The following is a 25881-nucleotide window of genomic DNA, read 5'->3' as shown; positions in this document are numbered from 1 at the left end:
TATCCCCAGTTGTCTGGAGCTTAAACCTTTGACCGAGCGCTTTTCAACCAACTCTTGCAGTCAGGCTTAATCGAAGGATTTTGCTGGCATTGTCATGAATGCAAAAGCCCCCGCTTTTTCGGCGGGGCTTTCCTCCGGCTGATACGACAGACAGTTCTTAGAACTTCACGCCGATTCCGAACTTGAGTTCGTGTTGGTCGAGGTCGACATCAACGCCGAGAATGTCATTCTCGCCGAAGTCATTATACCGATACTCGCCGCGGGCGAAGATGTTGTTGGTGATGGCAAAGTCGACGCCAGCACCGACGGTGTAACCGTTGAAGGTCTCCGTTTCTTTGTCAAACCCCGGCACGTCCACGTATCCGCGCGTGGCGGTCCAACCAGCTGCGCCGTAAAGCAGCGCTCTGTCGAAGGCGTAGCCGACACGACCACGAACAGCGCCGGCCCAATCGGTCCCAACGTCCGCCCCCAGCGCTTCCTCTTCGTTCCAGTTGTGTTCGAGGTTGCCCTCGATACCAACAACGAAGTTGTTGTCGAACTGGAAATTGTAACCCACAAATCCACCGAAGACGCCGCCGTTGAAATCCTGAGAATCGCTGGCCCCGCCGACGCTGAAGTCACCGTTTAGCCAACTGGCGCCGCCATCGATACCGAGATAAGGGCCTGACCAGGTGAAAGCCGGCGCAGCCGCAACAGGTGCGGCCGGGATGTCCTGTACGGCATCCGCCGCAAACGCGGTCGTTGCGACAAGTGCTAGAAAAGTGGTGGCGACCGTTAACTTCATTCGTTTACCCCATGTCTTGCAACGCGCCAGAGGATACAGCCCACCTCAACAAATAGCTGCAACGCTAAAGACACACTCGCAGAACTATACGATTAGAGAACATATGCGCCAAAGTGGTCGTGACAAGTATCGCGCCCTCTAATAACTGCAAGACCGCCCGTCGCTAGGTCTAAACCCACCCCCACACGCGGGATTAAGCGGCTGACGCTCATAATAACCGCCGCCGATCGACGACGTCTGGTCGACGCTTCCGGACGAAGTGCAACCCGAAATGATCGTGGCAAGGCTGATCAGCGTTCCGGTCGCGACAAATGCGAAAAATCGGTTCATCTGAGCTTCTCCTTCGGAGGGGCATGGTTTTACCCCAAGCGGGCAATCTACCACCCACGGCGAATACCTACGAGGATTTATAGCGGCCGACCGCCCTCGACGGCCGCTTCTAACGCCAATGTGATCACCTTTTAGGCCAGCCACCCTCAAGCCATGCACTGCCACATAACTGTCATGCAAAATTGCCCATTGTTATGGCAGCCTGGGCAAAATATATGCTGCCGGCTAACAAAAAAAAGAATGAGTGAACTGCCATGAGTGCCATACATAAACTTTTCAACCGCAATCTCCTCACCCGCTTCGTCGCTGGTCTCGGTGCGGTTCCCCAGCGCATTCGCGACGCACGCGAAGAGCGCAAGCCCGCTATCCATCCATCCTTCATGGACGATTTCGGCGCCTAGCAGGACAATGGCGGGTCAACCGACTCGTCTGCCCCCGCGATTACGTCCTCCAATGTCATTTCAGTTGATATCTGATGGGAAGCCGCCAGCGGCTTCTGATCAAGTTGCGGCGAAAAATTCCTTCCGGAACCAGATCCGGTCGACGGGCCGGCCGCCCGCATGGCCGCTGACCCTGCCGAACTCGACATATCCGAGCTTCGGGTAATAATCCGGGGCCTGGGTCGAGAGCGTGTCGACGCAGGCCATGACGGCGGCGCGGCGGCGCCCTTCTTCTTCCGCCGCCGCCATCAGCTTCCGGCCGATGCCGCTCAGGCGCAGCGATTCCGCGACCCACAGATTGCCGAGGAAAAGAATCGAGAAGGAAACGGACGCCGTTATCCCGCCGGCAAGCCCTCCATTCTCCCGCCAGACGATGGCGAAGGCCTCGCGTCTGATCTCAGCGCTCTCGTTGAAGGCATTCAGGCCGTCGGAAATCGCAGTGGCGATCTCGGACGGGACGGGATCGAGCGTTTCGAACATTGTTTCCTCGTCGTCGATGGTCGCCATATGATAGCGAGCCGTCGGTTCCGGTCCAGCCGTTTCGGCTTTTGAGGTAGGCGGACATCCTCCGGTTCAAGCTCCGGTGCAGGCATCTCTGACATTTTTCTCGCGATGCGCATGCGCCTGTCTTTTCCGCCGTAATAGCTTCACAATCAACCGACAGAAAGCTGTTCCGGGAAACGACAACCAAGGAATGAAAACATGGCGCCGATCTATACCAGAACTGTCCTGATGACCGCCCTTCTGGCGCTGCCGCTTGCCGCCGCAGCGCCCGCCTTCGCGCAGGAGGCAAAGCCGCGCGAGCCGGTGATTTCGGTGACCGGCGATGGCGAATCCTCCGTCGCTCCCGATATGGCCATCGTCAATCTCGCCGTCGTCAAGCAGGCGAAAACCGCCCGCGAAGCGCTCGATGAGAACAACAAGGCAATGAACGACGTGCTTGCCGCGCTGAAGAGCGGCGGCATCGCCGAGCGAGATCTGCAGACCTCCGGCTTTTCCATCCAGCCGCAATACAACTACCCGCAGCCCGTCGACGGCCAGCAGCAGCAACCGCAGCTGATCGGCTACCAGACCATCAATTCGGTCACCGTCAGGCTGCGCGATCTCGCCAAGCTCGGCGCGGTGATCGACCAGTCCGTCACCCTCGGCATCAACCAGGGCGGCGAAATCCAGTTCACCAACGACAAGCCGGACGCCGTGATTGAAGAGGCACGCAAGAATGCTGTCGCCAGTGCCGTCAAGAAGGCGAAGACGCTGAGCGAAGCCGCCGGCGTCAAGCTTGGCCGCATTCTCGAGATCAACGAGAATGTGCCGCGCGCGATGCCGCAGCCGGCCTATCGCGCCACGATGATGAAAGAGGCCTCCGACGCTGCCGTTCCCGTCCAGGGCGGCGAGAACAATTACAATGTCAGCGTCACCGTGACCTTCGCCATCGAGCAGTAAAATGAAAGCGCCGCGCGTCTTTTCAGATGCGCGGCGCTGTAAAAACACTTTCACAAAAAGAAAACCGCCCTTGCCGATCCGGGGAGACGGGCAAAGGCGGTTCTTGGCCGCCACATCGGGGAGACGGGGCGGCGTTTTCTTCTAACGATTAGCGGCGCAGGGCGGGGCAACCGCGCACATTGCCGAAGCTCATTTCACCGGGACCGCGACGCGTCCAGCCCTGGACGATCACACGGCGCGGCGTGATATCGACGACGCGCGTGCGGCGGAAGCCGTAATCCCGGGCGAGGTTTTCGGCGAGCCGCGGATCGCATCCGCGCGACGGCCGGTCGCGGCCCGGCGGGCGGCGGTAATCCTGCGGCGGACCACGGTCCGGCTCGCCAATAATGATATTCAACTGGGCGGCGGCCGGGACCACCGTGCCGGCAAGGGTGCCGGCTGTCAGCATGACGGCCAGACCCGCCTTTGCCAGAAACTGCATCATCGAAAAACCTTTCGTTTGAAAGTCGGTGCGGTCGAGCCGCCCTCCCATTACTCCGCATAACGCCGAAGCGTCATTTGGGAATCACTCATACAGGTCAGAGAAGAGACGGCTGAAAGTGTCACCGTCAAGGCAAAAACAGACCGGAAGCGCCGCATCGGCGCCTCCGGCTGCAGTCCTCAGCGCCGGATCAGCGGGCAGCCGCGGACATTCGCGAAGGTGATCCTGTCCCAGCCGCGGCGGTCGCGTCCGGCAACGACGACAACGCGCGGCGACATGCGGGTGATATGGGCTCTCCGCAGGCCGAAATCACGCGCCTTGCGCACCGCGTGCATCGGCGAGCAGCCGCGGATCGGACGATGGTATTGCGCCTCGACGACGAAGTTCGTCTGCGGTCCGGCGGCGGCCGCCGTGGAAACAGTGGCCGGAATGGTGCAGAGGGCGAGCAGAGCGGCAAGCGAAGCCTTGGTCAGGAAATGCGTCATGTTGTGTCTCCGTCGATTGAATTCCAAGCTCTCCCTTCAGGGATTGTCTCGACAGTAGACCCAGCAAACTGAATGGCGTTCGAACCGGGCATTCAGTTTGCATTCACAACCATTAACCGATTTCAATCGCTGAGATGCAGCACGACTTCGCGCCGGTGCGGCCGGTCTCGATGTTCAAAGAGATAGAGCCCCTGCCAAGTGCCGAGCATCAACCGCCCCCTGGCGACGGGAATGCCGATCGAGACCTGCGTCAGCGCCGCCTTGATATGCGCCGGCATATCGTCCGGCCCCTCGGCCCTGTGCACGATCCAGCCCATCTCGGGATCGGAGGCCGGCGGCACGAGGCGGCGGAAGAAGGCGAGAAGATCGGTGCGCACATCGGGATCGGCATTTTCCTGGATCAGCAGCGAGCAGGATGTGTGGCGCACGAAGACCGTGAGAAGCCCCTCATCCCGCCCCGATGCGTTGACGAAGGCCTCCGCCTGGTCGGTGAATTCGTAAAGGCCCTGTCCGCGTGTGGACAAGGTGAGGATCGTCTGGGGCAAGGCGCTCTCCTGCTTCGAGATGACATGTCTCGCGAGTTGTCGCGCTGCTTGGCGCAAGTCAAGCTTGCGCGTGCAAGTCAAGCTCGCACGGGCTAGTTATGCTTGCCCCGGGCGATCAGAGCCTGAGCAGCGTCTCGAAGCCGCCGTAGATCATCCGCTTGCCGTCGAACGGCATCTGCCACTGGTCGCCCTTGAGCCTGGGATCGGCCATCACCTTGGCATTGATATCGTCGCGCTCCTGGCGCGAGCCGTAGACGATCCAGGAAAACACTACCACCTCGTCCTCCTTCGCCTGCACGGCGCGGGGAAAGGAGGTCAACTCGCCATAGGGAACGTCGTCGCCGATACATTCGACATATTCGAGCGCGCCATATTCCTTCCAGATGGAGCCGGCGAAGGTCGAGAATTCCTTGTAGGCCTCGATATTCCCCTTCGGAACCGCCACGATGAAACCATCGACATAGGACATCTCGCTCCTCCTTTGCGCGTCGTTACCGTGGAGGAGATAGGAGACTTGCCAAGCGGGTCCAGTCGCTGCCGAGCGGTTAACCGCACGCGCTTATAGCTTCCTGGCGATCAGGGCCCATTCACCAGCTTGAGGATGAGCTGCTGGATATTGCCGCCGTCACCCATTTCGATCTTGTCGAAGTCGCGGCCGCGCTGGCGCTGTCTTTGGGAGATCTCGCCGAGGCGGCGGGTCAGCTCGATCCTGATCTTCTTGCAATCGGGATCATCGTCAACGGTGAGGCCGATGCTCGTCGCCTCGATCTCCTTGACCATCTCCTTGATGGTCTCGCCATGCACCCGCTCATGCGCCTGCACACCTGATATGAAGGCCTCCCAGCTGCCCTTCACGGCGGCTGGCAGCGCAGCAGATGGTTTCGGCAGCGTATAGGTGATGATGAGCTTCGGCCGGTTGGTCACGATAACGCAGGCATTGCCCTGCGGTTCGTATTTCCTGGTCCAGGTCAGCTTGAACGTCGTATGCGCGATCGCCCGGCCGAAGCCGCCCGCCTTCGGCCCGCGCTCGCCGATCGATGCATAGAGGCCGGCGCCCGAGGTGCCCGATATCGAATAGGGCCGTACCTCTTCGACCGCCTGCCACTCGGCCAGCGCCACGGCCGGCACCGACATGAAAACCGCCGCCAGCACACAGGATAGAAAATTTGTCGTCACGCGCGGCTCCGCCGAATGATGTTTCGGGCCGAACCTAACGGGAGCGGTCGCCGCTTTCAACGCGTCACGCATGTGCTAACCCTGCAGCGTCTTGACCTTGGTGAGATCCGGGAAGAGCCGCATCCACAGGAGCACGACGAAGATCGTGCCGAGCCCGCCGACAACGCCTGTGGCGACCGGCCCGAGCGCCGCCGCCATCATGCCGGATTCAAATTCGCCGAGCTGGTTGGAGGTGCCGATGAACAGCGAGTTGACGGCGCTGACGCGGCCACGCATCTCGTCCGGCGTCAGAAGCTGCACCAGCGAGCTGCGCACGACGACGCTCACCGTATCGGAGGCGCCGATGACGAACAGTGCCAGCACGGAAAGCGCGATGTTGGTGGAGAGCGAGAAGACGATGGTGGCGACGCCAAACACGGCGACGGCGGCGAGCATCTTGCGACCGACATTGCTGCTCAGTGGCCGGCGGGCGAGCATGATCGACATGGCAAGCGCGCCGACCGCCGGGGCCGCGCGGAGAAAACCGAGGCCCCAGGGACCGGCATGCAGGATATCGCTGGCGAACATTGGCAGCAGCGCCGTCGCGCCGCCGAGCAGCACCGCGAAGAGATCGAGCGAGATCGTCCCGAGCATCACCGGCCGGCTGCGGATGAAGGAGACGCCGGCAAAGACCGAGGCGAGCGTCACCGGCTCACGCTTGGCAGGGCTCCATTGCATCCGGATCGAGATGACGTTGAAGCTCGCAACGGCAAAAAGCAGCGCGGATATAGCAAAAGGCGCGACGGGGTGGAGGCCATAAAGCAGGCCGCCGAGCGAGGGGCCGATGATCATCGCCGTCTGCATCAACGAGGTCGAGGTTGCGACCGCCTTCTGCAACATCGAGGCCGGCACGATGTTCGGCAGCAGGGCCGCCATGGTCGGGCGCTCGAAGGCGACGACGGCGCCGAGCACGGTGACGGCGGCAAGGATGCCGGCCGGTGTCAGCCATTGCTGCCAGGTGGCAACCGCCAGCACCAGCGCCGTCACCGCTTCGATCAACTGGCAGACGAGCCCGATGCGCCGCCGGTCGAACCGGTCGGCGACATGGCCGACAACGAAGGTCAGCACCGCCATCGGCAGGAACTGGCACAAGCCGACGAGGCCGAGCGCAAAGGCGCTGTGCGTCTGATCGTAGATCATCCACCCCATGGCGATGCCAATGGACTGGAAGGAAAGCGAGGAAAAGACGCGGGAGGCGGCGAAGTTCAGATAGCCGGGGTGGCGAAGAACGCTCCCCGGGCCTTGGGATATGTCCATTGCGATGTCACCGGCCGGCTACGGTCGCGCCAGCCTTCATAGAGAGTTTTCAAGGTCGGAGCGGTGTTCCGCCCGAATGGACGATTTGTCAATCGCAATGAAGCGCCGTCACCGGATTGTGCGATTCCTCCAGCCCTGTCTTACCGCGGCTCTCTGAAGATGCTGAGATAGCCGGGATCGAATTCGGCGATTTCCTGCAGGCGTTCCCAGTCGACGATGGTGATCGTCCGGTTCTCCCAGGTAAACACGCCCTCGCGCCTCAGCGCCTGCAGCGTCTTGTTGAGGTGGACGACGGAAACGCCGAGCACGTCGGCCATCTCGATCTGCGTCAACGGAAACTGGAAGCTTGCGCCGCGCGTCCGCTTCACCACCTGCAGCCGCACGAAGAGTTCGCAGACAAGATGAGCGATATGGGCGCGTTTGGAGCGCCGGCCCATGGCGACGATCCACTCGCGGTGGATGGCGCCATCGACCAGCGTGTCGAGCCAGAGCAGCCGGGTCAGATGCGGCATGCGTTCAGTGATCGCCTTGAGATCGGCATGATCGGCGAAGGCGACATGGCAGGACGACAGCGCGACGATGCCATGATCCATCTTCTTGATCGGGAAAGCGTGAAGATCGACGAAATCGCCGGCAACATGCAGTGCGGTGATCTGGCGGCTACCATCGGCCATCACCTTGTAGCGCGCCGCAAAACCATCGAGCAGCAGCGTGCTGTAGCCAGGCCTGCTTCCTTCGGAGACGAGATCCTCCCCGGCAACAAAATATCTGTCTTTAACGATGATCGCTCTGAGATGGCTTTCCTCCTCGGCCGACAGCAGATCACGGCTTCCAAGGTTGAGCAGCAGGGATTCAATCACGAGCATGCCCACCGATATCGCTGGAAGCCGGCCCCATTTCGATGTGACCTATATTTTCTATAAGAATCAATGCCTAGCCTCGGGAACAATTGTCTTCATCTGTGATTTCTCCTGTGACGCGCAGGAAAAAACATGGCTCGCTACTATTTCGATCTACACAACGGGGAAGGTCCCACGCGCGATGAGCACGGCACCGAGCTCAGATCTCGTGAAGACATTCCAAAAGAAGTGACCCGCATCCTGCTGGATGTGGCCCGTGACGAATTGCCGGCGGGTGATCGCATGACCATCGCCATCACCGTTCGCAACGAGAAGGGCGATCCGGTCACGGTTGCCAGTCTCGTCTTCAACAATGAATGGCTCGACGTCTTGCGATAGCGGCGGCCGTTAAGGGCTGCCGCCAGTCACACATACGCATCAATCCGACTCGGTCGATTGCGCGACGCTAAGACCCGCCTTCATAGCCGGCAATTAAATTTGACATAGTCATTCGATTGCTTGGCGCGATCGACAGGCATTCACAGGCCGGGACGCCCGCCTGGCTATTTCGCAATTTCCTCGAGAATCAGCCGGATTTCCGCAAGCGGTCGCCGGCTTTCATCGAAGAGCTCCACCGACATCATATTCAAAGGTGCAGTCGGCAAGCCTTCGGCGGCCATCTCCGCGAGAACACGCCGCGCCTCCGCTTTGGCAGCCTCGATAGAGTCGAAATCATATCCCGTCTCGGTTGCCCCGGCACCATCCCGATCGAAGAGCTGAAAGTAGAATTTCGGCACGACACATCCCCCGCTAGATGACCCTAACGGCCCGGAGGCAAACATGTTCCGCCGGAACGGCCGCAATGCGCGTCGTCAGAAGGTGCCGGCTTCCGGAGAGGCCATTTCCTCGATGCCGTCGACGCGATCGGGATAAAAGGCGAGATGGTCTTTTATGTTGCTGACCGCGGCGTTCGGCGCCTCGTAGGTCCAGACGGCATTCTTCGAGCGGTCGCCGCCCGCAATGATGCTGTAATAGGAGGCATCGCCCTTATAGGGGCAATGGCTGGTGTGGTCGGTGCGCTGAAGCAGCGACATGTCCACATCCCTACGCGGAATATACTGCACCGGCGGATAGGAGGCCTCGCGCAGCGTCAGTGCGTCATGGGTGTCGGCGATGGTCTTGGCGCCAAGCGTGACGACGACACGGGAGGGATTGTGCTCGACCGTAATCGGATGGTCCGGCCCCGGAATCTTGATCGACTTGTCTGACATGGTGGTTCGTCTCCAGGAGATATCGGCCCCATGGAGATAGGGCGGGCATGCCGCTGGCCCAAGGCCTCGAATGCCACCTTCGCTTAGAATTCGAAACGCGGCGATTCCACGCTCAGCAGCGCCGTTTTGGGTGCCACCGGCCAATGCCCCGCGAGCACATCCGCAACTACGGCGACCAGCTTCCCCATATCCTCACCGGCGGAAACATGCAGGGCCTCCGCAACAATCAGCACCGAGCGCGTCGTCTCCCGCACGGCGGAAAGCCCGCTCTGCCGGTTCGTCCAGCGCCGCGCATGCGCGTTTCCCGCACCGTCTGCGAAGATCACCTCGTCCGGCTCCGGATGTTCGCTGTCGCCCCCGAAGGTCAGATAGGTCTCGTCACCCCTGGCTCGCCGGACTTCGAGATCGCCGGCGATCTTTTCAGCGTCGAAGACGGCGACCGGAATGGCGAAGGCGAGCGAGATCGCATTGCAGAGATCGATGAGCGGATGCAGGCGCGGCAGCGCATGTTCCTGGCGGAAGCGGCGCAGCAGCGCCTCGGAAGCGCAACGATATTGCGTCGGCTTTAGCCCCATGCGGGAAAAGCCGCGCCGCCAGGCCTGGATTTCCGGGAATTCGCCTTCCTGCGCTTGCGTCAGCCGGGCCTCGGCGATGGCGTTGAAGTCTGCGATCGCCACCTCGACATCGGCATCCGCATGGATGCCTTCCGCATGGAGCGCGCCGGCGCGAAGCTCCGGAAAGGCCTGCCATATGGCGTCGGAATGGCTGAACTGCATGGTCTATCTCCCCCTGGCAAGTTTGACGGTGCGGCTCCCGGCAAAGGCGAGCCCGAGCACGGCCGCAAGCACGCAGGCGATGCCGGCGATCTGGCTGAACCCAACCGGCTCGCCAAGGATGATGAAGGCAAGCATGACGGCGGAAACCGGCGCCAGCGCGGTGAAGAGCGCGGCCTCTGTGCCGCTCACCCTTTCTGCCCCCGCATACCAGAGCAGAAATCCGCCGACGGTCGGCACCAGCGCATAATAGACGACAGCGGCGACAGCGCTTGCCGAAATTCCATCTGCGAAAGGTGCTTCGAAAATAGCTGGGATGGCGGCAACGATGAAGCCGATGCCGGCCATCAGCGTCGACTGGGCAAGCGGCGCAATCTCCGTCTTCAGTCTTTTGTTGAGCAGGATGAACAGTCCCTCGCAGACGACCGCCAGGAAGATCAGCGCGTTGCCGGAGAGCGAGCCTCCGGCCGCGTCAGGCGTGAAGGCGATCGACAGCACGCCTGCCGTCGCCAGCGCCACGGCGAGAAGCAGGGCACGCTGCGGCCGTTCGCGAAGCAGCAGGATGGAGATTGCGGCCGACACCACCGGCAGCGTGCCGATGATGACGCCGGCATCGGCCGCCGAGGTCAGGCTGAGGCCGGAGATCAGCAGCGTCGTATAACCGACGCTGCCGGCCCCGGCCTGAACGACAAGGATGAGGCGGTCCTCTCTGGAGAGTTTCGCCAACCGCGCGCCGGTCGCCCACATCAGCACGAGAAAGACGGGAAAGGCGATGGCGAAGCGCAATGCGGTGGCGCTGAACGGCGGCAGACTTGATGCGATGAGTTTGCTGGCGACGACCGTGCTTCCCACCGTCAGCATCGCCAGCGCCAGATAGACATAACCTTGAACCTGCCTCGACATCCAGCGTCTCCTGTTGAATGCGCCGAGAAAACAGCAGAAGCCGGTCGGGGGTCTTGAACGAAATTGCAGGCATAAAACAAAGAACTAAAGCGCGGCGGCCAGCCCCGTCCTTCGAGGCCCCTTACGGGGCACCTCAGGATGAGGCTGGAGAGAGGTGGCGGCCCGGCTCAACGGGAAGCTCGCAACGTTATCCCAAGCGGCAGGCACCACAACTAGCCCTCATCCTGAGGTGCGCAGGCCGCAGGCCGGAGCCTCGAAGGACGAGGGCGGGTGGTTGGGCGCTCAGAGAAACGCGCAGGCATAGAGCCGCGGCGACAGACCGTATTTGCGCACGAAGACGCGCGTCATGTGGCTCTGGTCGGCAAAGCCGCTGGCAAAAGCCGCTTCCGCAAGCGGCGTGCCCTGAGCGATCAGCCGGCGGGCGATATGGATGCGGGCCTGGACGAGGTAGGCATGCGGCGTCAGGCCGGTCGCCTTGGCAAAACCGCGCAGCACCTGGAAGCGGCTGAGGCCGCTTTCCCTGGAGAGATCGGCGAGCGAGACGGCGGCAAGTGGATCATCGTCGATCAGGTCTCGCGCCACGCGGATCGACGCCGGCACCGGTGGTCTCTCTTCGGTACCACAGCGCTCCCGCATGACATCGGCGACGAGTTGCAGAAGCAGTTCCTCGCAGAACAACCCATCCGCCGCCCTGCCGCCGGTCACCGCGCCAAACAGCGTTTCGAAGCGGGCGGCGATCGCCGCATTGCGGATGACAGGATGCGGGATTTCCGATCGCCCTGCCCCGCTTTCGCTGATCTCTCGCGACAGACCGGTGACGATGGCGGGATCGAAATAGAGGATGCGCCACGACCGCCCCTCGCCGATCGGCGCGCCGTCATGCACCTCGTTCGGATTGACCGTGATGATGTCGCCGGCCTCGGCCTCCACCATGCCGCGGCCGCTGAGCGATGACTGAGCACCGGCGGAAATCAAGCCGATGCCGAATTGCTCATGGGTGTGGCGCGCGAAGCTGTGATGCGTTTCCGCCGCCACCGCTTCGACGCCTGATAGCGCCGAGCGCAACATCCTGAACTGATTTCTCGCCATCACCTGTCCGCAGGTCCGATCGCCAGCCACTCTGCCAGCCGCAGTGAGATGACGCAATCGTGGCGACGAGAATGCCTGCCTAGAAGAATTCGTCGAGCAGCTGATAATAATCGAGCCTTGCCGGATCTGGTGCCGTCAATCCGTAACGTTCGAGGAAGGGCTGCACCAGCGCCTCGCCGAAATTATGGGCGACGCTGCTGCAGGCGAGCGCGATATCCTGATAGCGGTCGGCGACGCCGAGACGACTGCAGTCGATGTAGCCCGAAAATCCCTCTTCCGACGCGATGAAATTCGGCAGGCAGGCGTCGCCATGGGTGACGACGAGATCCTCGCCATCCGGCCTCTGGCGCTCGAGTTCGGCAAACAAGGCCTCAGCACTCTTTCCAAGCCGCATCTCGTCAAAATCGGTCTCGTCGACGATGCCGGCCTGCATCCGCGCTTTTGCCACAGCGATACGCCTCTCCAGCCGATGATCGAACGGGCAGGATGCGATCGGCAGGCGATGCAGGTCATGAAGTGCCGCAGCCAGCAGTTCAACCCGCGCAAGCGGCGTCAGCACCGGTGCGCTGGCGAGATCACTTCCGGACAGCGCGCTGATCAGCAGCCGATTGTGCACACCGTCACTGTCCTCTGCAATGACATCAGGACAGGGCAGACTGAAAGTCTTGAGCCAGCGAAGCCTGGCCGCTTCGTCGGCGAGTTCGCCGAAGGGAGCGGCCTCTTCGACCTTCAGATAAAGCGTCGGCAATCCGAGAGCTTCCAGCCGGAAGACACTCGCAGCGGAACGGCCGAGCGCATCGCGTTCGAACCAGTAACCGGCCAGACGGGCATCAAGTGCGTCCGACGGCGGTTGATCCTCTTGGAAAATCGACATGATATCTAGGCCATTGATGCTGCCGCATTATCCCGACATAAGGGGACAGCGCAAGCCGCGCGACCGGTCAGGACACAACTGGCAGACCGAACGGGCCTCCGCGACCTCAATGAACGGTTTCGGCGGGCGCGGCTTCGAGAAGAATTTCGAAAGCCTCTTCCAGAGCAGCCACCAAAATATCGGTCAGCTCATCGCCTTTGTTTTCCAGGAACAGCGCACTGACGGCTTCGTCCTGATGTTCAAAAAAACGCTCAATCTCGTTCGACATATCATTTGTCCCTTCTTCACCGGAATCATCACGGCCATGGGAAGAAGCTAGGAGCGGTTCCTTGCGCGTGGCTTGTTGTGAAGCTGCGACACGATAGAGGTTCCGAGGACTAGTCGCGGATACGGTACTTCGCATATTGGCTGCGAGGGATCAATCCGTCGACCTTGTGTGCAAACGACACGACTTTCGTGGCATCTTCATCCACCTCGCAACGGAAACGAACGTGATACCAGCCTTTGGCTGTGCCAAAGGCTTCATCATCCGCAATGACAACGGTGCCGCTTGACAACGGACGATTAGGCAATGCGAACGGAGAATACCTCGGTGAACCGTTAGTGAGTTGGCCCCCAAGCTCAGTGGCGCAAAGCGTAGCCACTCGATCTTTGCGCGGAAGACCGTCGATCGCAGTTTGCGCAATAGAACCGCCATCTGCGGTCCGTGAAAAGAGCGTTTTGGCGTTAGGCAGATCATTATTCTTACCAACCGCCTTCGGCTCTTCACTAGGCTTCTGCGCCGGCGGCTTGGCCGGTTCGATACTGGTCTTGGTGTCGCCAGATACTTCTGCCGACGGCCCGTTACGCTCAGGAGAAACGTCAGCCGTCGCGACCTCGGGAAGCTTTACATCATCTGGGACAGGCTTTGACGGAGGCGTCTCGGGCTGCGGCTTTTTCGCAGCAGCCTGTGCGGGCATCTGCTCAGACTCAGAATCGCGCTGTGGCGGTGCCGTTGCAGGCTTTGCTTCGCCTTGGGAGGAATTGCCCGCCAATGACTTTGCGGGACCGCTATTCTTATCGCCAAACTCGGTGACAGGGCGCAGAGTCGGCATTGGATTGGCTTGCTGGGCAGCCGTCTTAGGCTGCGCAGCGGCTGGCGGCGGTGGCGAAGGCGGTGGAGGCGGTTCCTTCTTCGCCTCTTCGGGCGGCTTCGGCTCCGGTGGCTTTTCCTCGGGTTTCGGCTCCGGCTTCTTCTCCTCCGGCGGGGGAACGAGTTCCACCTTTACGCTCTCGTCTTCGACAGGCTTCGGCTCGATTTTCGGCAGCCCGAGAATGAGGAGAGCAATGATAGGAATATGCGCAACAACGGACGCAACGACGCCCCAGCGGATTTCAGGCCGCTGCTTTCCCGTTTCGTGCTGCGTTTCCGCCGGTTCCACGTCTTCTTCTGTCACAGCAGCGATGTGGCCTCTAAAGCCGGCAGCATCAAGCCACAAAAGAAAAAAACCGCGTGATCGAGCAGCGATGAGGGTTATTGGTCGGCGGCTCCATCCTCGGCCACCAGATTGTGCTCCTGCCATTCGCCTTTCGGAATGGCATCGCCGACGAGAAAGGCGAAAGACAGGACCTTGCCGGAGCCGGCATCGAGCTCGCATTTGAACTGGATATTGTACCATTTCCGTTTGCTGCGGAAGGCGCCGCCCTTCACCTCGACGCTGTTGCCGCTGACCTTCTCCGCCGCCATGGCATAGGGCGCAAGCGCATCCGGCGCCATGGCCGGATGCGCCCGGCGCACCTGCTCCAGCGCCTCGAGGTCACAGAGCTGCAGATTGCGCTCGCTGCCAGCAAGACCACGCAGCGCCTCGCGGGCGCGTCGGCTGCGTGGATCGGCAAGGACCTTGTCGGAAAACAGCTGCCTTGCCTCGACGAATACAGCCGGCTTTGGCACCGGCAAAGTGATCGGTGCCACAGAAGGCATTGCCGCAGCAGGCGGATTGGTTGCAACCGGCGCCGCCGGCTCGGCTTTGGGTTTTGCCGCCTCAGGCTTGGCCTGTTCCGGCGAGGGCGCCTTGGCCGACTCAGGCATTTTCAGCGGCTCCACGGACTGCGGCACGATCTCCACCGAGAGACCGTCATCCGGCAATGGCAGCGGCGGCTCGGCCTTCGGCAACAGCAGCAGAAGGAGCAGGATCGCGATGGCATGCAGCGCGAACGACGCCGCAGCGCCCCGCCGGATCCCGTCATCCCATTTGCCCGCCGCCAGTTCCATCGGTCAGGAAGCGGCTATCGGTCGATCGATGACGATCATGAAACTGAGGAGCGCTTTCATCATGAGCTTGCCGAAAGTCGGGCCGGAGCCTGCCGCGGAAATTGAAGCACGCCGCGACACTGCCAGCGCAGCCAACGCTCCGCAACCTTCAAGATCGACGATTTCCGGCTCCGGCTACCCGAGCGAGCCGATGAGATCCCGGTAGGCGGCCTCCGGGAATGCCTTCAGCGTCTCCGTGCGGACATTGCCGCCCATCGCCAGCGAGAGGGTAAAATGCGCCATGACGGCGTCATCGGGCGCCTCGCAGACGGCGACCATATCGTGCCCGCCCATCGTCAGATAGAACTGGTTGAAGGAGCCGCCGACGCTGGTGAGCAATTTCTTCGCGGCATCGAGCCGTTTTGCCGAGTCGCGCACATTGCGGATGCCCTGATCCGTCCAATTGATCAAAAGAATGTAAGTGGTCATGTCGCACCTCCCAGAGCATGATGCCGAAGAGTGTGAGAGCTTTCCGGACGACGTCATGCTCTATTTTTTTGGCGTAGATCCAAATTCAGATTTTGGCCGGTCAAGCCTAAAATTATTCGGATCTAGGGAGGCTGGGCCATGCAGGCATACGTCGACCCTCGGTCGCGCGTTGCGATCGATGCCTTCCCCGTGGCCGGATTATAGGCCTGTCACCGTGGAGGGACAAGAAAGGCGCCGGGATCATTGGTATTAATCAGGAAAAGCAAAAGCCGGGCGCAAAGCCCGGCTTTTCCAATCAGGACGACGTGGCCGAAGCCTTAGCTGTCGAGGAAGCTTCTCAGCTTTCTGGAACGGCTCGGATGCTTCAGCTTGCGCAGCGCCTTCGCCTCGATCTGGCGGATACGTTCGCGGGTGACCGAGAACTGCTGGCCGACTTCTTCGAGCGTGTGGTCGGTGTTCATGCCGATACCGAAGCGCATGCGCAGAACACGTTCCTCGCGCGGCGTCAGCGAGGCGAGAACGCGGGTCGTCGTCTCACGCAGGTTCGCCTGGATGGCGGCGTCGATCGGCAGCAGCGCGTTCTTGTCCTCGATGAAATCGCCGAGATGCGAATCCTCTTCGTCACCAACAGGGGTTTCGAGCGAGATCGGCTCCTTGGCGATCTTCAGGACCTTGCGGACCTTTTCGAGCGGCATGGCGAGCTTTTCGGCCAGTTCTTCCGGCGTCGGCTCGCGGCCGATCTCGTGCAGCATCTGGCGCGATGTGCGGACGATCTTGTTGATCGTCTCGATCATATGCACCGGAATGCGGATCGTGCGGGCCTGGTCGGCGATCGAACGGGTGATCGCCTGACGGATCCACCATGTCGCATAGGTCGAGAACTTGTAGCCGCGGCGGTATTCGAACTTGTCGACCGCTTTCATCAGGCCGATATTGCCTTCCTGAATGAGGTCGAGGAACTGCAGGCCGCGGTTCGTGTACTTCTTGGCGATGGAGATGACGAGGCGAAGGTTCGCTTCGACCATTTCCTTCTTGGCGATGCGCGCTTCGCGCTCGCCCTTCTGCACCATATGGACGATGCGGCGGAATTCCGAGATCGAGATACCGGTCTCGGTCGCCAGATTCTGGATTTCCTGGCGGATATCGCGGATCGTCGTGTTTTCGCCCCTGGCGAATTCCTTCCAGCCGCGGGCGGCCAGATTGCCGATCGACTTCATCCAGTTCGGATCGAGCTCGGCGCCCTGGTACTGCTCCAGGAAGGAGTCGCGCTTGACGCCGTAGGATTCGGCCAGACGCAGCAGGCGGCCTTCGTTGGAAACGAGGCGCTTGTTGATGTCGTAGAGCTGCTCGACGAGGGCGTCGATGCGGTTCTGGTTCAAGGACAGAGATTTGACGGCCTTGATGAGCTCATCTTTGAGTTCCTTGTAGCGGCGCTCCTGGGCGGTGGACAGCGTGCCGGAAGCCGACAGCCGCTGCTCGACCTGCTGGTCCTGCAGCTTGCGCAGCTTCTTGTAGGTCTCGGCGATCGTATCCAGCGTCTCCATCACCTGCGGGCGAAGCTCGGCTTCCATCGCCGCCAGCGAAAGGTTGGACTCGTCCTCGTCCTCTTCCTCCTCCTCGGGAGGCAGGCCTTCGCCGCCGACATCGGTGATGTCGTCGTCGCCGGAGCGGGCGCGGCGGGTCTTTTCCTTCTCTTCTGCGAGCTTGCGATCGGCTTCGATCTTCTCCGGGCTCTGGAACTGCGGCGCAGCCTTGGCTTCAGGACCGGAATAGGTCGTTTCGAGATCGATGATCTCGCGCAGCAGCGTCGTGCCTTCGTTGAGTTCATCGCGCCAGATGATCAGCGCCTGGAAGGTCAGCGGGCTCTCACAGAGGCCCGCGATCATCGTCTCGCGGCCGGCCTCGATACGCTTGGCGATCGCGATTTCGCCCTCGCGGGAAAGAAGCTCCACCGAGCCCATCTCGCGCAGGTACATACGAACCGGATCGTCGGTACGGTCGGTCGGTTCTTTTTTCTTGGCGGTCGCGAGAGCCGTGCCGCTCGAAGGCGCGAGTTCGCCGCCTTCGCTTTCCTCGTCGCCACCGGCGTCGTCGTCATCGCTGCCGCCGGAAGCACCGGCTTCCTCGGCTTCCTCGTCTTCGATGACGTTGATGCCCATGTCGGACAGCATCGACATCGTGTCTTCGATCTGCTCGGACGTCACTTCTTCGGACGGCAGGACCGCATTGAGCTCGTCCATGGTCACATAGCCGCGCTTCTTGGCGGCCTTGATCATCTTCTTGACCGCGTCGTCGGAAAGATCGAGAAGAGGGCCGTCGCTTGCGCCATCGCGTTCGACTTCCGCGTCTTCGTTCTCTTTGACCTTGGTTGCCATTTATATCGTCGCCTTCCTGACGCTATCCAATCTCGCTACGGTGAACGGGCTGTCTCAGGGCCTGACGCGCCGCACGCGCCGCCCTCGAATCACCTTTGCCCACCTAACGGGATGACATTTAAAGCCTGATTAACCACGATTACCGGCACCGGACAGCAAAGCTTTCTTGCTTTTGGATTTCCGGCCATGGTTGCGCGATCCGCCTTGACCCAGTTCACCATTCAACAAGTCGAACGGTGATTCCCACATTTTTTGTTCTCGTCAAGCTTTTCCAGAAAAAAAGCCCACGAAAAATCGGAAAAAGCCTTATCCACAGGCTTTGAACCGCGGCAGCGATTGCGAACCCTTATTTAAGATGCGGCGAACAAAAGACAAGGGCAGCAGATATTTTGACCGCGATACCCGTCATTTCTGCCATTTCTGAAGTTGTGCCGACGATATATGCGCCTTTGGCGTGAGGGCTGTTGGCCTAGCGCACCGCGCCGTCATACGCCGTCACCTTCAGCGCACCGAGATCGACCGCCGGGATGCAGCGCAGATTGATCGAGGCCATCGCCGAGCCGTCCGGGGCCACGCCTTCGCCGAACGGTGCAATCCCGCAATTGGCGCAGAAGTGATGCCGGATGACATGCCGGTTGAAAGTATAGGTAGACAGATTGTCCTCCGGCGTTTTCAGCACCAGCTTCTCGCGCGGCACGAAGGCGAGAAGTCCGCCCCGCCTGCGACAGAGCGAGCAGTTGCAGTCGAGCGCCTCGCTGAATTCGCCTTCGACCTCGAAAGCCACGTTGCCGCAATGGCAGCTTCCTTCATGGAGCATGTCGTCCTCCTCACATCCAGTCCATCACAACCTTGCCGGAATTGCCCGACCGCATCGCCTCGAAGCCGTCGCGGAAATCGTTGATGCCGATCCGGTGGGTGATGATGGGCGCGAGATCGAGGCCGCCCTGGACGAAGGCGATCATCTTGTACCAGGTCTCGAACATCTCGCGGCCGTAGATGCCCTTGAGATTGAGCATCTTGAAGATCACCTTGTTCCAGTCGATTTCGAAGCCGGCCGGCGCGATGCCGAGGATAGCGATCTTGCCGCCATTGTTCATCTTGTCGATCATGTCGCGGAAGGCAGGTGCGGCCCCCGACATTTCCAGCCCGACGTCGAATCCTTCCGTCATGCCGATCGCCTTCATCACGTCGGCGAGGTTTTCCTTCGATGCGTCGACGACATGGTCGATGCCGAGCTTGCGCGCCAGCTCCAGCCGATGAGGATTGATATCGGTGATGACGACCTTGCGGGCGCCGGATCGCTTGGCGACAAGCGCGCCCATGATGCCGATCGGCCCGGCGCCGGTGACGAGCACGTCCTCGCCGACGAGATCGAAGGAGAGCGCGGTGTGCACGGCATTGCCGAACGGATCGAAGATCGCGGCGATCTCGTCGGAAATATCATCCGGGATCGGTACGACATTGCCTTCGGGAATGCAGACGAATTCGCCGAACGAACCCGGGCGGTTGACGCCGACGCCGAGCGTATTTCGGCAGAGATGCCCCCTGCCCGCCCGGCAGTTGCGGCACTTGCCGCAGACGATATGCCCCTCGCCGGAGACCCGCTCGCCGACATGATAGCGGGTGACCGCCGAACCGATCTCGGCGATCTCGCCGGAGAATTCATGGCCGACCACCATCGGCACCGGAATGGTCTTCTGCGCCCACTGGTCCCAGTTCCAGATATGGACGTCGGTGCCGCAGATCGCCGATTTCTTCACCCGGATCAGCACATCGTTCGGCCCGACCTCGGGCACCGGCACATTCTCCATCCAGAGCCCGACTTCCGGTTTCGCTTTGACCAGCGCCTTCATCATGTTCGACATTCAACCATCCCCACATTTGTTTGGCGCCGGCCTCTCGACTCCCTCTTCTCCCCAACGGAGAAGGTGCCCGTAGGGCGGATGAGGGGGCGGCACGGCACACCATATAACGCTTACTTTGTTTCTCGCTTGCCGCTCGAAACTTCGCTTCGCTCACCCCCTCATCCGACCCTTCGGGCCACCTTCTCCCCGCTGGGGAGAAGAGGGAGCAAGCCTCACTCAAATCACACCCAATTCCCGCCCTGCCTCGGCAAAGGCCGCGATCGCCCGCTCGACATCTGCCCGCGAATGCGCCGCCGACATCTGCGTGCGAATGCGTGCCTGGCCCTTCGGCACAACGGGGAAGGAGAAGCCGATCACATAGATCCCCTTCTTCAGCATCAGGCCGGCCATATCCTGGGCGAGCTTGGCGTCGCCCAACATGACGGGAATGATCGGATGGCCTTCGCCGGCAAGCGTGAAGCCGAGCTTGGTCATTTCTGTGCGGAAGAGATCGGCATTGCCGGAAAGGTGCTTGCGCAGGGCATCGCCGTTTTCGATGAGGTCGAACACCTTGAGCGAGGCGGCAGCGATGACGGGCGCCAGCGTGTTCGAAAACAGATAGGGCCGCGAGCGCTGCCGCAGCCATTCGACGACCTCGGCCTTCGCCGAAGTATAACCGCCCGAGGCGCCGCCGAGCGCCTTGCCGAGCGTGCCGGTGATGATGTCGATCCGGCCCTCGACGCCGCAATATTCCGGCGATCCTCGGCCGTTCTTGCCGACGAAGCCGACCGCATGGCTGTCATCGACCATGACCATCGCCCCGTATTTCTCGGCGAGATCGCAGACGCCGCCGAGATTGGCGATGATGCCGTCCATCGAGAAGACGCCGTCGGTGGCGATCAGCTTGAAGCGGCTGCCTTCGGCCTTTTTCAGCTCCTCTTCGAGCGCTGCCATATCGTTGTTGGCATAGCGGAAGCGCTTGGCCTTCGAAAGCCTGACGCCGTCGATGATCGAGGCGTGGTTTAGCGCGTCGGAGATGATCGCGTCCTCTTCGGACAGCAGCGTTTCGAAGAGACCGCCATTGGCGTCGAAGCAGGAGGAATAGAGGATCGTGTCTTCCATGCTGAGGAAAGAGGAGATGCGCGCTTCGAGCTGCTTATGCTCTTCCTGCGTGCCGCAGATGAAGCGCACCGAAGCCATGCCGTAGCCGTATCGATCGAGCGCCTGCTTGCCGGCCTCGGCCAGCTCCTCGTTGTCGGCAAGGCCGAGATAGTTGTTGGCGCAGAAATTCAGCACTCGCTCGCCGGTGGAAATCGCGATCTCGCCCGCCTGCTTGGAGCTGATGACCCGCTCGGATTTGTAGAGGCCGGCATCCTTCAGCGCTGAGATCTCGTTGCTGAGATGGGAGAGAAATTGCGAGGTCATGGACGGCCTTTCCCAGAGATTTCCGTTTTGCCCGCCGGGTTAGCATATTGCCGCCGGCTTGTCTTCTTCAGCGCTGGACCGCAATCAGCAGGAACATCGGCCGGTCCATCTCCTCCGCCCAATCTGGATTGTCGTGGAGCTCATCTTCGTTCGGGCTCCACTCCTCGACATGGCGAAGGGTAAAGCCGGCCGCGATCAAGGTGTTGAGCGTCGTGCCGAGCTTGCGGTGCTGCTTGACGACACCCTTGGCGAGCCAGTCGGTGGTGCGCGGACCTTCGACGGAATAGCGGTCGAGCGGCCAGATGCGTCGCCCCTCGGCATCGGTTGCCCAGCCGGGATTGGTCGGCGCCATGAAGATCGGATGCTCGATGGTGAAGACGAAATGCGATCCCGGCAAAAGCGCGCGATAGACGGTCGCGGCGAGACCGGCGAAATCCTGGATATAATGCAGCGCTAGCGAGCTATAGGCGAAATCGAAAGAAGCTTGAGCAAGCATGAGATGCTCGAGATCGGCGATCTCATAAGTGATCGCTGCTTCAGCCGTATCGGCCCTTGCTCTGGCGATCATCTTTTCCGAGATGTCGAGCGCAAGCACGCTTGCAGCACCCTGGCTCATGGCAAAACGCGAAAACCAGCCAAAGCCGCAGCCGAGATCGACGACGCGCTTGCCGGCAAGATCGGGCAGCAGCGCGCGCACGGCCGGCCACTCGGATGCTCCGTCGAGCCCGTGAACGGATCGTCTCATGCCGCTATATCCGGCGAAGAATTCCGGTCGGTCGTAGATATTCTGGGCCATCGGCACTCCTCCGTCAGAGACAAGCATCTACCATGCCTCCTCGCCCGATCTCAAGGATCCGAGGGGTCCGCTCAGCCGTTGTCCTGCGCCAGGATGATCTCCAGGAAGGCATCGCCGTAGCGCTCGAGCTTCGCCTGCCCGACACCTGATATGGCGAGCAGTTCCTTGCGGCTCCGTGGCTTCTCGGTGGCAAAGGCGATCAGCGTCGTATCGGGGAAGACGACATAGGGCGGCACGCCGAGCGACTTCGCGATCGCCATGCGCTCGGCCCTTAGCGCCTCGAAGAGAGTGCCGTCTGCGCCTGATAGTCCCGATTTGCGCTCGCTGCGCTCCGCCTTCTTCGTGCGCCGTTCCGAGGCCGGCCGGTCCTTGCGGAAGAACACCTGCCGCTCGTGTTTGAAGACGGCGCGCGCCTCCGGCTCCAGCTTCAGCGCCCCGAAGGCCTCGTGGTCGACACGGATCAGCCCCATGGCCAGCAGCTGGCGGAAGACCGACTGCCAGACGCGCGCCGGGATATCCTTGCCGGCGCCGAAGACCGGCATTTCAGCATGGCCGAAACGTTCGGTCTTTTCGTTGACATTGCCGAGGAGCACATCGATGACATGGCCGGCGCCGAAACGCTCGCCGGTGCGGTAGACCGCCGCCAGCGCCTTGATTGCCGCCTCTGTGCCCTCCCAGGTCTCGACCGGCTTTAGGCAGGTGTCGCAATTGCCGCATTGGCCGGCATGCGCCTCGCCGAAATGGGCAAGGATCGCCTGGCGGCGGCAGGAGGCGGTCTCGCAGATCGCCAGCAATGCGTTGAGCTTGGCGCGTTCGACCCGTTTGATCTCCGCGGCGGCGCTGCCTTCGTCGATCATCCGGCCGCGCTGGATCACGTCGGCCATGCCATAGGCCATCCAGACCTCGGACGGCAGGCCATCACGGCCGGCACGCCCGGTCTCCTGATAATAGGCCTCGACGGACCCCGGCAGATCCAGATGGGCGACATACCGCACGTTCGGTTTGTCGATGCCCATGCCGAAGGCGACGGTGGCGACTAGGCAAAGGTTCTCTTCTTTCAGGAAGGCATCCTGATTGGCGTCACGAACCACCCTGTCCATGCCGGCATGGTAGGCACGCGCACGAATGCCCTGCCCGTTCAGCCATTCGGCCGTATCTTCGACCTTGGCGCGCGATAGGCAATAGACGATGCCGCTGTCGCCTTTGTGGCCGGACAGGAACCGCAACAGCTGCTGGCGCGGCTGGTCACGCTCGACGATCTCGTAGGCGATGTTCGGACGGTCGAAGCTGGTGGTGAAGATCTCGGCAGCATCGAGCCCCAGCCGCTCGATGATGTCGTCGCGCGTATGCGGATCGGCCGTCGCCGTCAGCGCCACCCTGGGCACACCCGGATATTGCTCGCCGAGCCGGCCGAGCGCACGATATTCCGGCCGGAAATCATGGCCCCATTGCGAGACGCAATGGGCCTCGTCGATGGCAAACAGCGCGATCTTCTCGTTGGCGATCAGCTCGCGGAAACCATCGGTCAAAATGCGCTCGGGCGTGACATAGAGAAGGTCGAGTTGGCCTGCCGAAAGCGCGCGGCGAACCTCGACGAACTCCTCGCGCGACAGCGAGGAATTAAGTGCTGCGGCGCGGATGCCGAGCTGCTTCATCGCCTCGACCTGATCGCGCATCAGCGCAATCAGCGGCGAAACCACGATGCCGACGCCATCGCGGCAGAGCGCCGGAATCTGGAAGCACAGCGATTTGCCCGCACCTGTGGGAAAGAGCACGACCGCATCGCCGCCAGAAACCACGTGCTCGACGACCTGCTGCTGCTTACCGCGGAAGGAGGAATAGCCGTAGACCTGCTTGAGGATATCGAGCGGCGAGCGGCCGGAAGAAAACAGCGCGCCGGAAGCGGAAAAGCCCGGTTCATTGCGTTCGGTCAGCGACATCAGTGGTTCGCCGCCCCTTTGACGCGGCCGGAAAGCACGCCGAAGCCATCGATGATCGCCTCCTGGTTCTCAAGGCGCACCCCTTCGAAATGCACTTCCTGCTGCGCTCGCATCAACTGAACGATCGCCTCGCCGTCGCCGGCTTCGGTTGCCAGTGCGATCTCGCGCTCAAGCTCGATCTTCTGCCGGCGCAACGCCTTCGCCCGCTTGTGGGAGGCCAGCGCCTGGCGGTATCCCTCACGCGCATCCTCCATCGCCGCCTCCTCGGTTGCGATCCATAGCCGGGCATTGCGCACCTGCTGGTCGAGGCTCTTGATGAGCGGGCCGAAGCCTTCGAATTCCAGCCTTTCGGTCAGATATTCGCGCGTCAGATGCGGGCCCGCGACGGCCGCGGCTGCCCCCAGCATCGCCGACCAGAGCCGCTGCAGCTCGCGGCTGTCATATTCGATCGCGGCGATCTCGTCATAATCGTCAATCATCAGCGAGGGGTGATTGACGACGGTCAGCGCCAGCACGCTTTCGCGTAGCGCGGTATTGTTCTGATGGCCGCGCACCGGGCCCGAGCGGGCAAGCCTTTCGGAAATGACGCTGGGGCTTTTCGGTCCTGCCTTGCCCGCATTGTCGCGGCCCGTCCGGTAATTGCCGTTGCCGTTGAAGCCGCCGCGGCGGTCGCCATTGTTGCGGTTCTGGAACTGCGGCTGGAAGAAGGCGTTCAGCCGATCGCGAATATCCTGCTGGTAGTGACGGCGGACGTTCTCGTCGGCGATGACGGCGACCAGTTGCTTCAGCCGCGCCTCGAGCTCGGCGCGCGCCTCAGGCGTGTCGAACTTGCCGGTGTTGATCTCCCGGCTCCAAAGCATCTCGGAGAGTGGCTTTGCTTGGCTCATCACCTTGTCGAAAGGCGCGCGCCCGTCATCGCGCACGAGATCGTCGGGATCCTTGCCATCGGGCAGAAGCGCGAAGCGAACGGAACGGCCGGGCTTCAGATGCGGCAACGCCAGTTCGGCGGCGCGATTGGCGGCGCGGATGCCGGCGCCGTCGCCGTCGAAGCAGAGCACCGGCTGCGGCACCATCTTCCAGAGCAGCTCGAGCTGGTTTTCGGTGAGCGCTGTGCCGAGCGGCGCGACGGCATTCTCGATGCCCGCCTGATGCAGCGCGATCACGTCCATATAGCCTTCGACGGCGATGATGGTGCCGGTCGCATTGTCGTCCTGAGGATCGCCGCGGCCCGGTCCCTGGATCGCGCGCCGCGCACGGGCGAAATTGTAAAGAACATTGCCCTTGTGGAAGAGCTCCGTCTCGTTGGAGTTCAGATATTTGGCCGGCGCATCGGCCGACATGGCGCGGCCGCCGAAAGCGATCACCTTTTCCCGCGACGACAGGATCGGGAACATGATGCGGTCGCGGAAACGATCGTAGGAAACCGGCACGTTTTCATGGACAACCAGACCGCAGGCCTCGATCTGCTCCTTGGAGACACCCTTTCCGGCGAGGAATTCCTTGAGCGCATTGCGGCTGTCGGGCGCATAGCCGAGGCGGAAGGTTTCGATGGTGCGTCCCGTCAATCCGCGGTCGCGCAGATAGGCGCGCGCCCTCGCCCCATTCGCCGTCTGCAGCTGATCCTGGAAAAATTGTGTCGCCATTTCCATGACGTCGATCAGCGAGCCGCGCTCTTTCTCGCGCTTCTCCATCACAGGATCGGCAAGCGGCATCGGCACGCCGGCCATATCGGCGATCTGCTGCACCGCCTCGGGAAAACTCAAGCCTTCGAGTTCGCTGAGGAAGCGGAAATGGTCGCCGGTGACGCCGCAGCCGAAGCAGTGATAGCGGCCCTTCCGGTCCTCGCAGTGGAAGCTCGGCGATTTCTCGCCGTGGAACGGGCAGCAGGCCCAGTAATCACCGCGCGACACGTTGGTCTTGCGCTTGTCCCAGCTGACGCGGCGCGCAATCACGTTCGAAATCGGAACGCGGTCGCGGATCTCATCGAGAAAGGTGTTGGAAAAGCGCATCTATACCTCTTGGCCAAGCTCCATATAAGCTGCTTTGCCGCTCC

General features: G+C 61.6%; 30 protein-coding genes. 3 read left to right on the top strand and 27 right to left on the bottom strand.

Annotated elements, in window-relative coordinates:
* Positions 1-157: 157 nt before the first annotated feature.
* Positions 158-784, bottom strand: a complete 627-nt coding sequence (locus B5P46_RS17765; RefSeq protein ID WP_129419789.1) for an outer membrane protein — start codon at positions 782-784, stop codon at positions 158-160.
* A 138-nt stretch (positions 785-922) separates the two neighbouring features.
* Positions 923-1114, bottom strand: a complete 192-nt coding sequence (locus tag B5P46_RS17760) for a hypothetical protein (protein WP_077978844.1) — start codon at positions 1112-1114, stop codon at positions 923-925.
* A 254-nt stretch (positions 1115-1368) separates the two neighbouring features.
* Between B5P46_RS17760 and B5P46_RS34460 the strand changes: the two genes are divergently transcribed.
* Entirely contained in the window at positions 1369-1515 is a 147-nt protein-coding gene (locus B5P46_RS34460; RefSeq protein ID WP_003561157.1) for a hypothetical protein, read from the top strand.
* A 99-nt stretch (positions 1516-1614) separates the two neighbouring features.
* On the opposite strand, the gene B5P46_RS17755 is transcribed toward B5P46_RS34460, so the two are convergent.
* Positions 1615-2061 (bottom strand): GNAT family N-acetyltransferase, encoded by a 447-nt coding sequence (locus tag B5P46_RS17755; RefSeq protein ID WP_129419788.1) that lies wholly within the window; start codon positions 2059-2061, stop codon positions 1615-1617.
* A gap of 195 nt (positions 2062-2256) precedes the next feature.
* Here B5P46_RS17755 and B5P46_RS17750 point away from each other — a divergent pair, with 195 nt between their 5' ends.
* Positions 2257-2997, top strand: a complete 741-nt coding sequence (locus B5P46_RS17750) for an SIMPL domain-containing protein (RefSeq protein ID WP_129419787.1) — start codon at positions 2257-2259, stop codon at positions 2995-2997.
* A gap of 148 nt (positions 2998-3145) precedes the next feature.
* Here B5P46_RS17750 and B5P46_RS17745 read toward each other — a convergent pair whose 3' ends face one another.
* The 7 genes from B5P46_RS17745 to B5P46_RS17715 form a co-directional block, all read right to left on the bottom strand.
* Positions 3146-3481, bottom strand: coding sequence for a hypothetical protein (locus B5P46_RS17745; RefSeq protein WP_129419786.1), 336 nt, complete (start codon positions 3479-3481; stop codon positions 3146-3148).
* 176 nt (positions 3482-3657) lie between these two features.
* Positions 3658-3963 (bottom strand): hypothetical protein, encoded by a 306-nt coding sequence (locus tag B5P46_RS17740; RefSeq protein WP_003541573.1) that lies wholly within the window; start codon positions 3961-3963, stop codon positions 3658-3660.
* A gap of 122 nt (positions 3964-4085) precedes the next feature.
* Complete coding sequence (locus B5P46_RS17735; RefSeq protein ID WP_129419785.1) at positions 4086-4508, bottom strand: secondary thiamine-phosphate synthase enzyme YjbQ; 423 nt, start codon at positions 4506-4508, stop codon at positions 4086-4088.
* 115 nt (positions 4509-4623) lie between these two features.
* Positions 4624-4977: a DUF1428 domain-containing protein gene (locus B5P46_RS17730; RefSeq protein ID WP_017961395.1), complete on the bottom strand. Its 354-nt coding sequence runs from the start codon at positions 4975-4977 to the stop codon at positions 4624-4626.
* Between the two features lie 107 nt (positions 4978-5084).
* The gene (locus B5P46_RS17725) at positions 5085-5756 is read right to left on the bottom strand and encodes a DUF922 domain-containing Zn-dependent protease (protein ID WP_129419784.1); all 672 of its coding nucleotides are present in this window, start codon (positions 5754-5756) and stop codon (positions 5085-5087) included.
* Positions 5757-5759: 3 nt separating this feature from the next.
* Positions 5760-6980, bottom strand: coding sequence for an MFS transporter (locus B5P46_RS17720; RefSeq protein ID WP_129419783.1), 1221 nt, complete (start codon positions 6978-6980; stop codon positions 5760-5762).
* A gap of 140 nt (positions 6981-7120) precedes the next feature.
* Positions 7121-7840, bottom strand: a complete 720-nt coding sequence (locus B5P46_RS17715) for a Crp/Fnr family transcriptional regulator (RefSeq protein WP_129420514.1) — start codon at positions 7838-7840, stop codon at positions 7121-7123.
* A gap of 132 nt (positions 7841-7972) precedes the next feature.
* On the opposite strand from B5P46_RS17715, the gene B5P46_RS17710 reads away from it, so the two are divergent.
* Positions 7973-8218 carry a DUF6894 family protein gene (locus B5P46_RS17710; RefSeq protein WP_129419782.1) on the top strand — a complete coding sequence of 82 codons (246 nt, stop codon included), beginning with the start codon at positions 7973-7975 and terminating at the stop codon, positions 8216-8218.
* A gap of 164 nt (positions 8219-8382) precedes the next feature.
* Here the strand turns inward: B5P46_RS17710 and B5P46_RS17705 are convergent, their stop codons facing one another.
* From B5P46_RS17705 to dnaG, 17 genes are all read right to left on the bottom strand, one after another.
* Positions 8383-8616, bottom strand: coding sequence for a DUF6894 family protein (locus B5P46_RS17705; protein ID WP_129419781.1), 234 nt, complete (start codon positions 8614-8616; stop codon positions 8383-8385).
* Between the two features lie 75 nt (positions 8617-8691).
* Positions 8692-9090, bottom strand: a complete 399-nt coding sequence (locus B5P46_RS17700; RefSeq protein ID WP_129419780.1) for a DUF427 domain-containing protein — start codon at positions 9088-9090, stop codon at positions 8692-8694.
* Positions 9091-9173: 83 nt separating this feature from the next.
* Positions 9174-9866, bottom strand: a complete 693-nt coding sequence (locus tag B5P46_RS17695; RefSeq protein ID WP_129419779.1) for a B3/B4 domain-containing protein — start codon at positions 9864-9866, stop codon at positions 9174-9176.
* A gap of 3 nt (positions 9867-9869) precedes the next feature.
* Positions 9870-10766: a DMT family transporter gene (locus B5P46_RS17690; protein ID WP_129419778.1), complete on the bottom strand. Its 897-nt coding sequence runs from the start codon at positions 10764-10766 to the stop codon at positions 9870-9872.
* A gap of 282 nt (positions 10767-11048) precedes the next feature.
* Positions 11049-11855: an AraC family transcriptional regulator gene (locus B5P46_RS17685; protein WP_129419777.1), complete on the bottom strand. Its 807-nt coding sequence runs from the start codon at positions 11853-11855 to the stop codon at positions 11049-11051.
* Between the two features lie 79 nt (positions 11856-11934).
* Positions 11935-12729 (bottom strand): APH(3') family aminoglycoside O-phosphotransferase, encoded by a 795-nt coding sequence (locus B5P46_RS17680; RefSeq protein ID WP_129419776.1) that lies wholly within the window; start codon positions 12727-12729, stop codon positions 11935-11937.
* A 106-nt stretch (positions 12730-12835) separates the two neighbouring features.
* Entirely contained in the window at positions 12836-12997 is a 162-nt protein-coding gene (locus B5P46_RS34455) for a hypothetical protein (protein ID WP_164986508.1), read from the bottom strand.
* A 109-nt stretch (positions 12998-13106) separates the two neighbouring features.
* On the bottom strand, positions 13107-14207 hold the full coding sequence (locus B5P46_RS17675) for a DUF930 domain-containing protein (RefSeq protein WP_129420513.1): 1101 nt from the start codon (positions 14205-14207) through the stop codon (positions 13107-13109).
* 35 nt (positions 14208-14242) lie between these two features.
* A complete protein-coding gene (locus B5P46_RS17670) occupies positions 14243-14980 on the bottom strand; it encodes a DUF930 domain-containing protein (RefSeq protein ID WP_129419775.1) in 738 nt (245 codons plus the stop codon).
* A 174-nt stretch (positions 14981-15154) separates the two neighbouring features.
* Positions 15155-15448 carry a GYD domain-containing protein gene (locus B5P46_RS17665; RefSeq protein ID WP_064651886.1) on the bottom strand — a complete coding sequence of 98 codons (294 nt, stop codon included), beginning with the start codon at positions 15446-15448 and terminating at the stop codon, positions 15155-15157.
* Positions 15449-15765: 317 nt separating this feature from the next.
* The gene (rpoD, locus tag B5P46_RS17660) at positions 15766-17823 is read right to left on the bottom strand and encodes an RNA polymerase sigma factor RpoD (protein WP_018074040.1); all 2058 of its coding nucleotides are present in this window, start codon (positions 17821-17823) and stop codon (positions 15766-15768) included.
* A gap of 469 nt (positions 17824-18292) precedes the next feature.
* Positions 18293-18640, bottom strand: coding sequence for a GFA family protein (locus B5P46_RS17655; RefSeq protein WP_129419774.1), 348 nt, complete (start codon positions 18638-18640; stop codon positions 18293-18295).
* Positions 18641-18650: 10 nt separating this feature from the next.
* The gene (gene tdh / locus B5P46_RS17650; RefSeq protein WP_129419773.1) at positions 18651-19688 is read right to left on the bottom strand and encodes an L-threonine 3-dehydrogenase; all 1038 of its coding nucleotides are present in this window, start codon (positions 19686-19688) and stop codon (positions 18651-18653) included.
* Between the two features lie 216 nt (positions 19689-19904).
* A complete protein-coding gene (locus B5P46_RS17645) occupies positions 19905-21092 on the bottom strand; it encodes a glycine C-acetyltransferase (RefSeq protein WP_129419772.1) in 1188 nt (395 codons plus the stop codon).
* 67 nt (positions 21093-21159) lie between these two features.
* Positions 21160-21888, bottom strand: coding sequence for a class I SAM-dependent methyltransferase (locus B5P46_RS17640; RefSeq protein WP_129419771.1), 729 nt, complete (start codon positions 21886-21888; stop codon positions 21160-21162).
* 71 nt (positions 21889-21959) lie between these two features.
* Positions 21960-23828, bottom strand: a complete 1869-nt coding sequence (gene recQ, locus B5P46_RS17635; protein ID WP_129419770.1) for a DNA helicase RecQ — start codon at positions 23826-23828, stop codon at positions 21960-21962.
* The gene (gene dnaG, locus B5P46_RS17630) at positions 23828-25837 is read right to left on the bottom strand and encodes a DNA primase (RefSeq protein ID WP_129419769.1); all 2010 of its coding nucleotides are present in this window, start codon (positions 25835-25837) and stop codon (positions 23828-23830) included. The genes recQ and dnaG overlap by 1 nt, the downstream gene beginning before the upstream one ends.
* Positions 25838-25881: the final 44 nt, after the last annotated feature.

The organism is Rhizobium leguminosarum, from assembly GCF_004123835.1.
Classification (GTDB): domain Bacteria; phylum Pseudomonadota; class Alphaproteobacteria; order Rhizobiales; family Rhizobiaceae; genus Rhizobium; species Rhizobium leguminosarum_M.
Note: the sequence above shows the minus strand (reverse complement) of the source record. Positions and strands in the feature narration are given on the sequence as shown.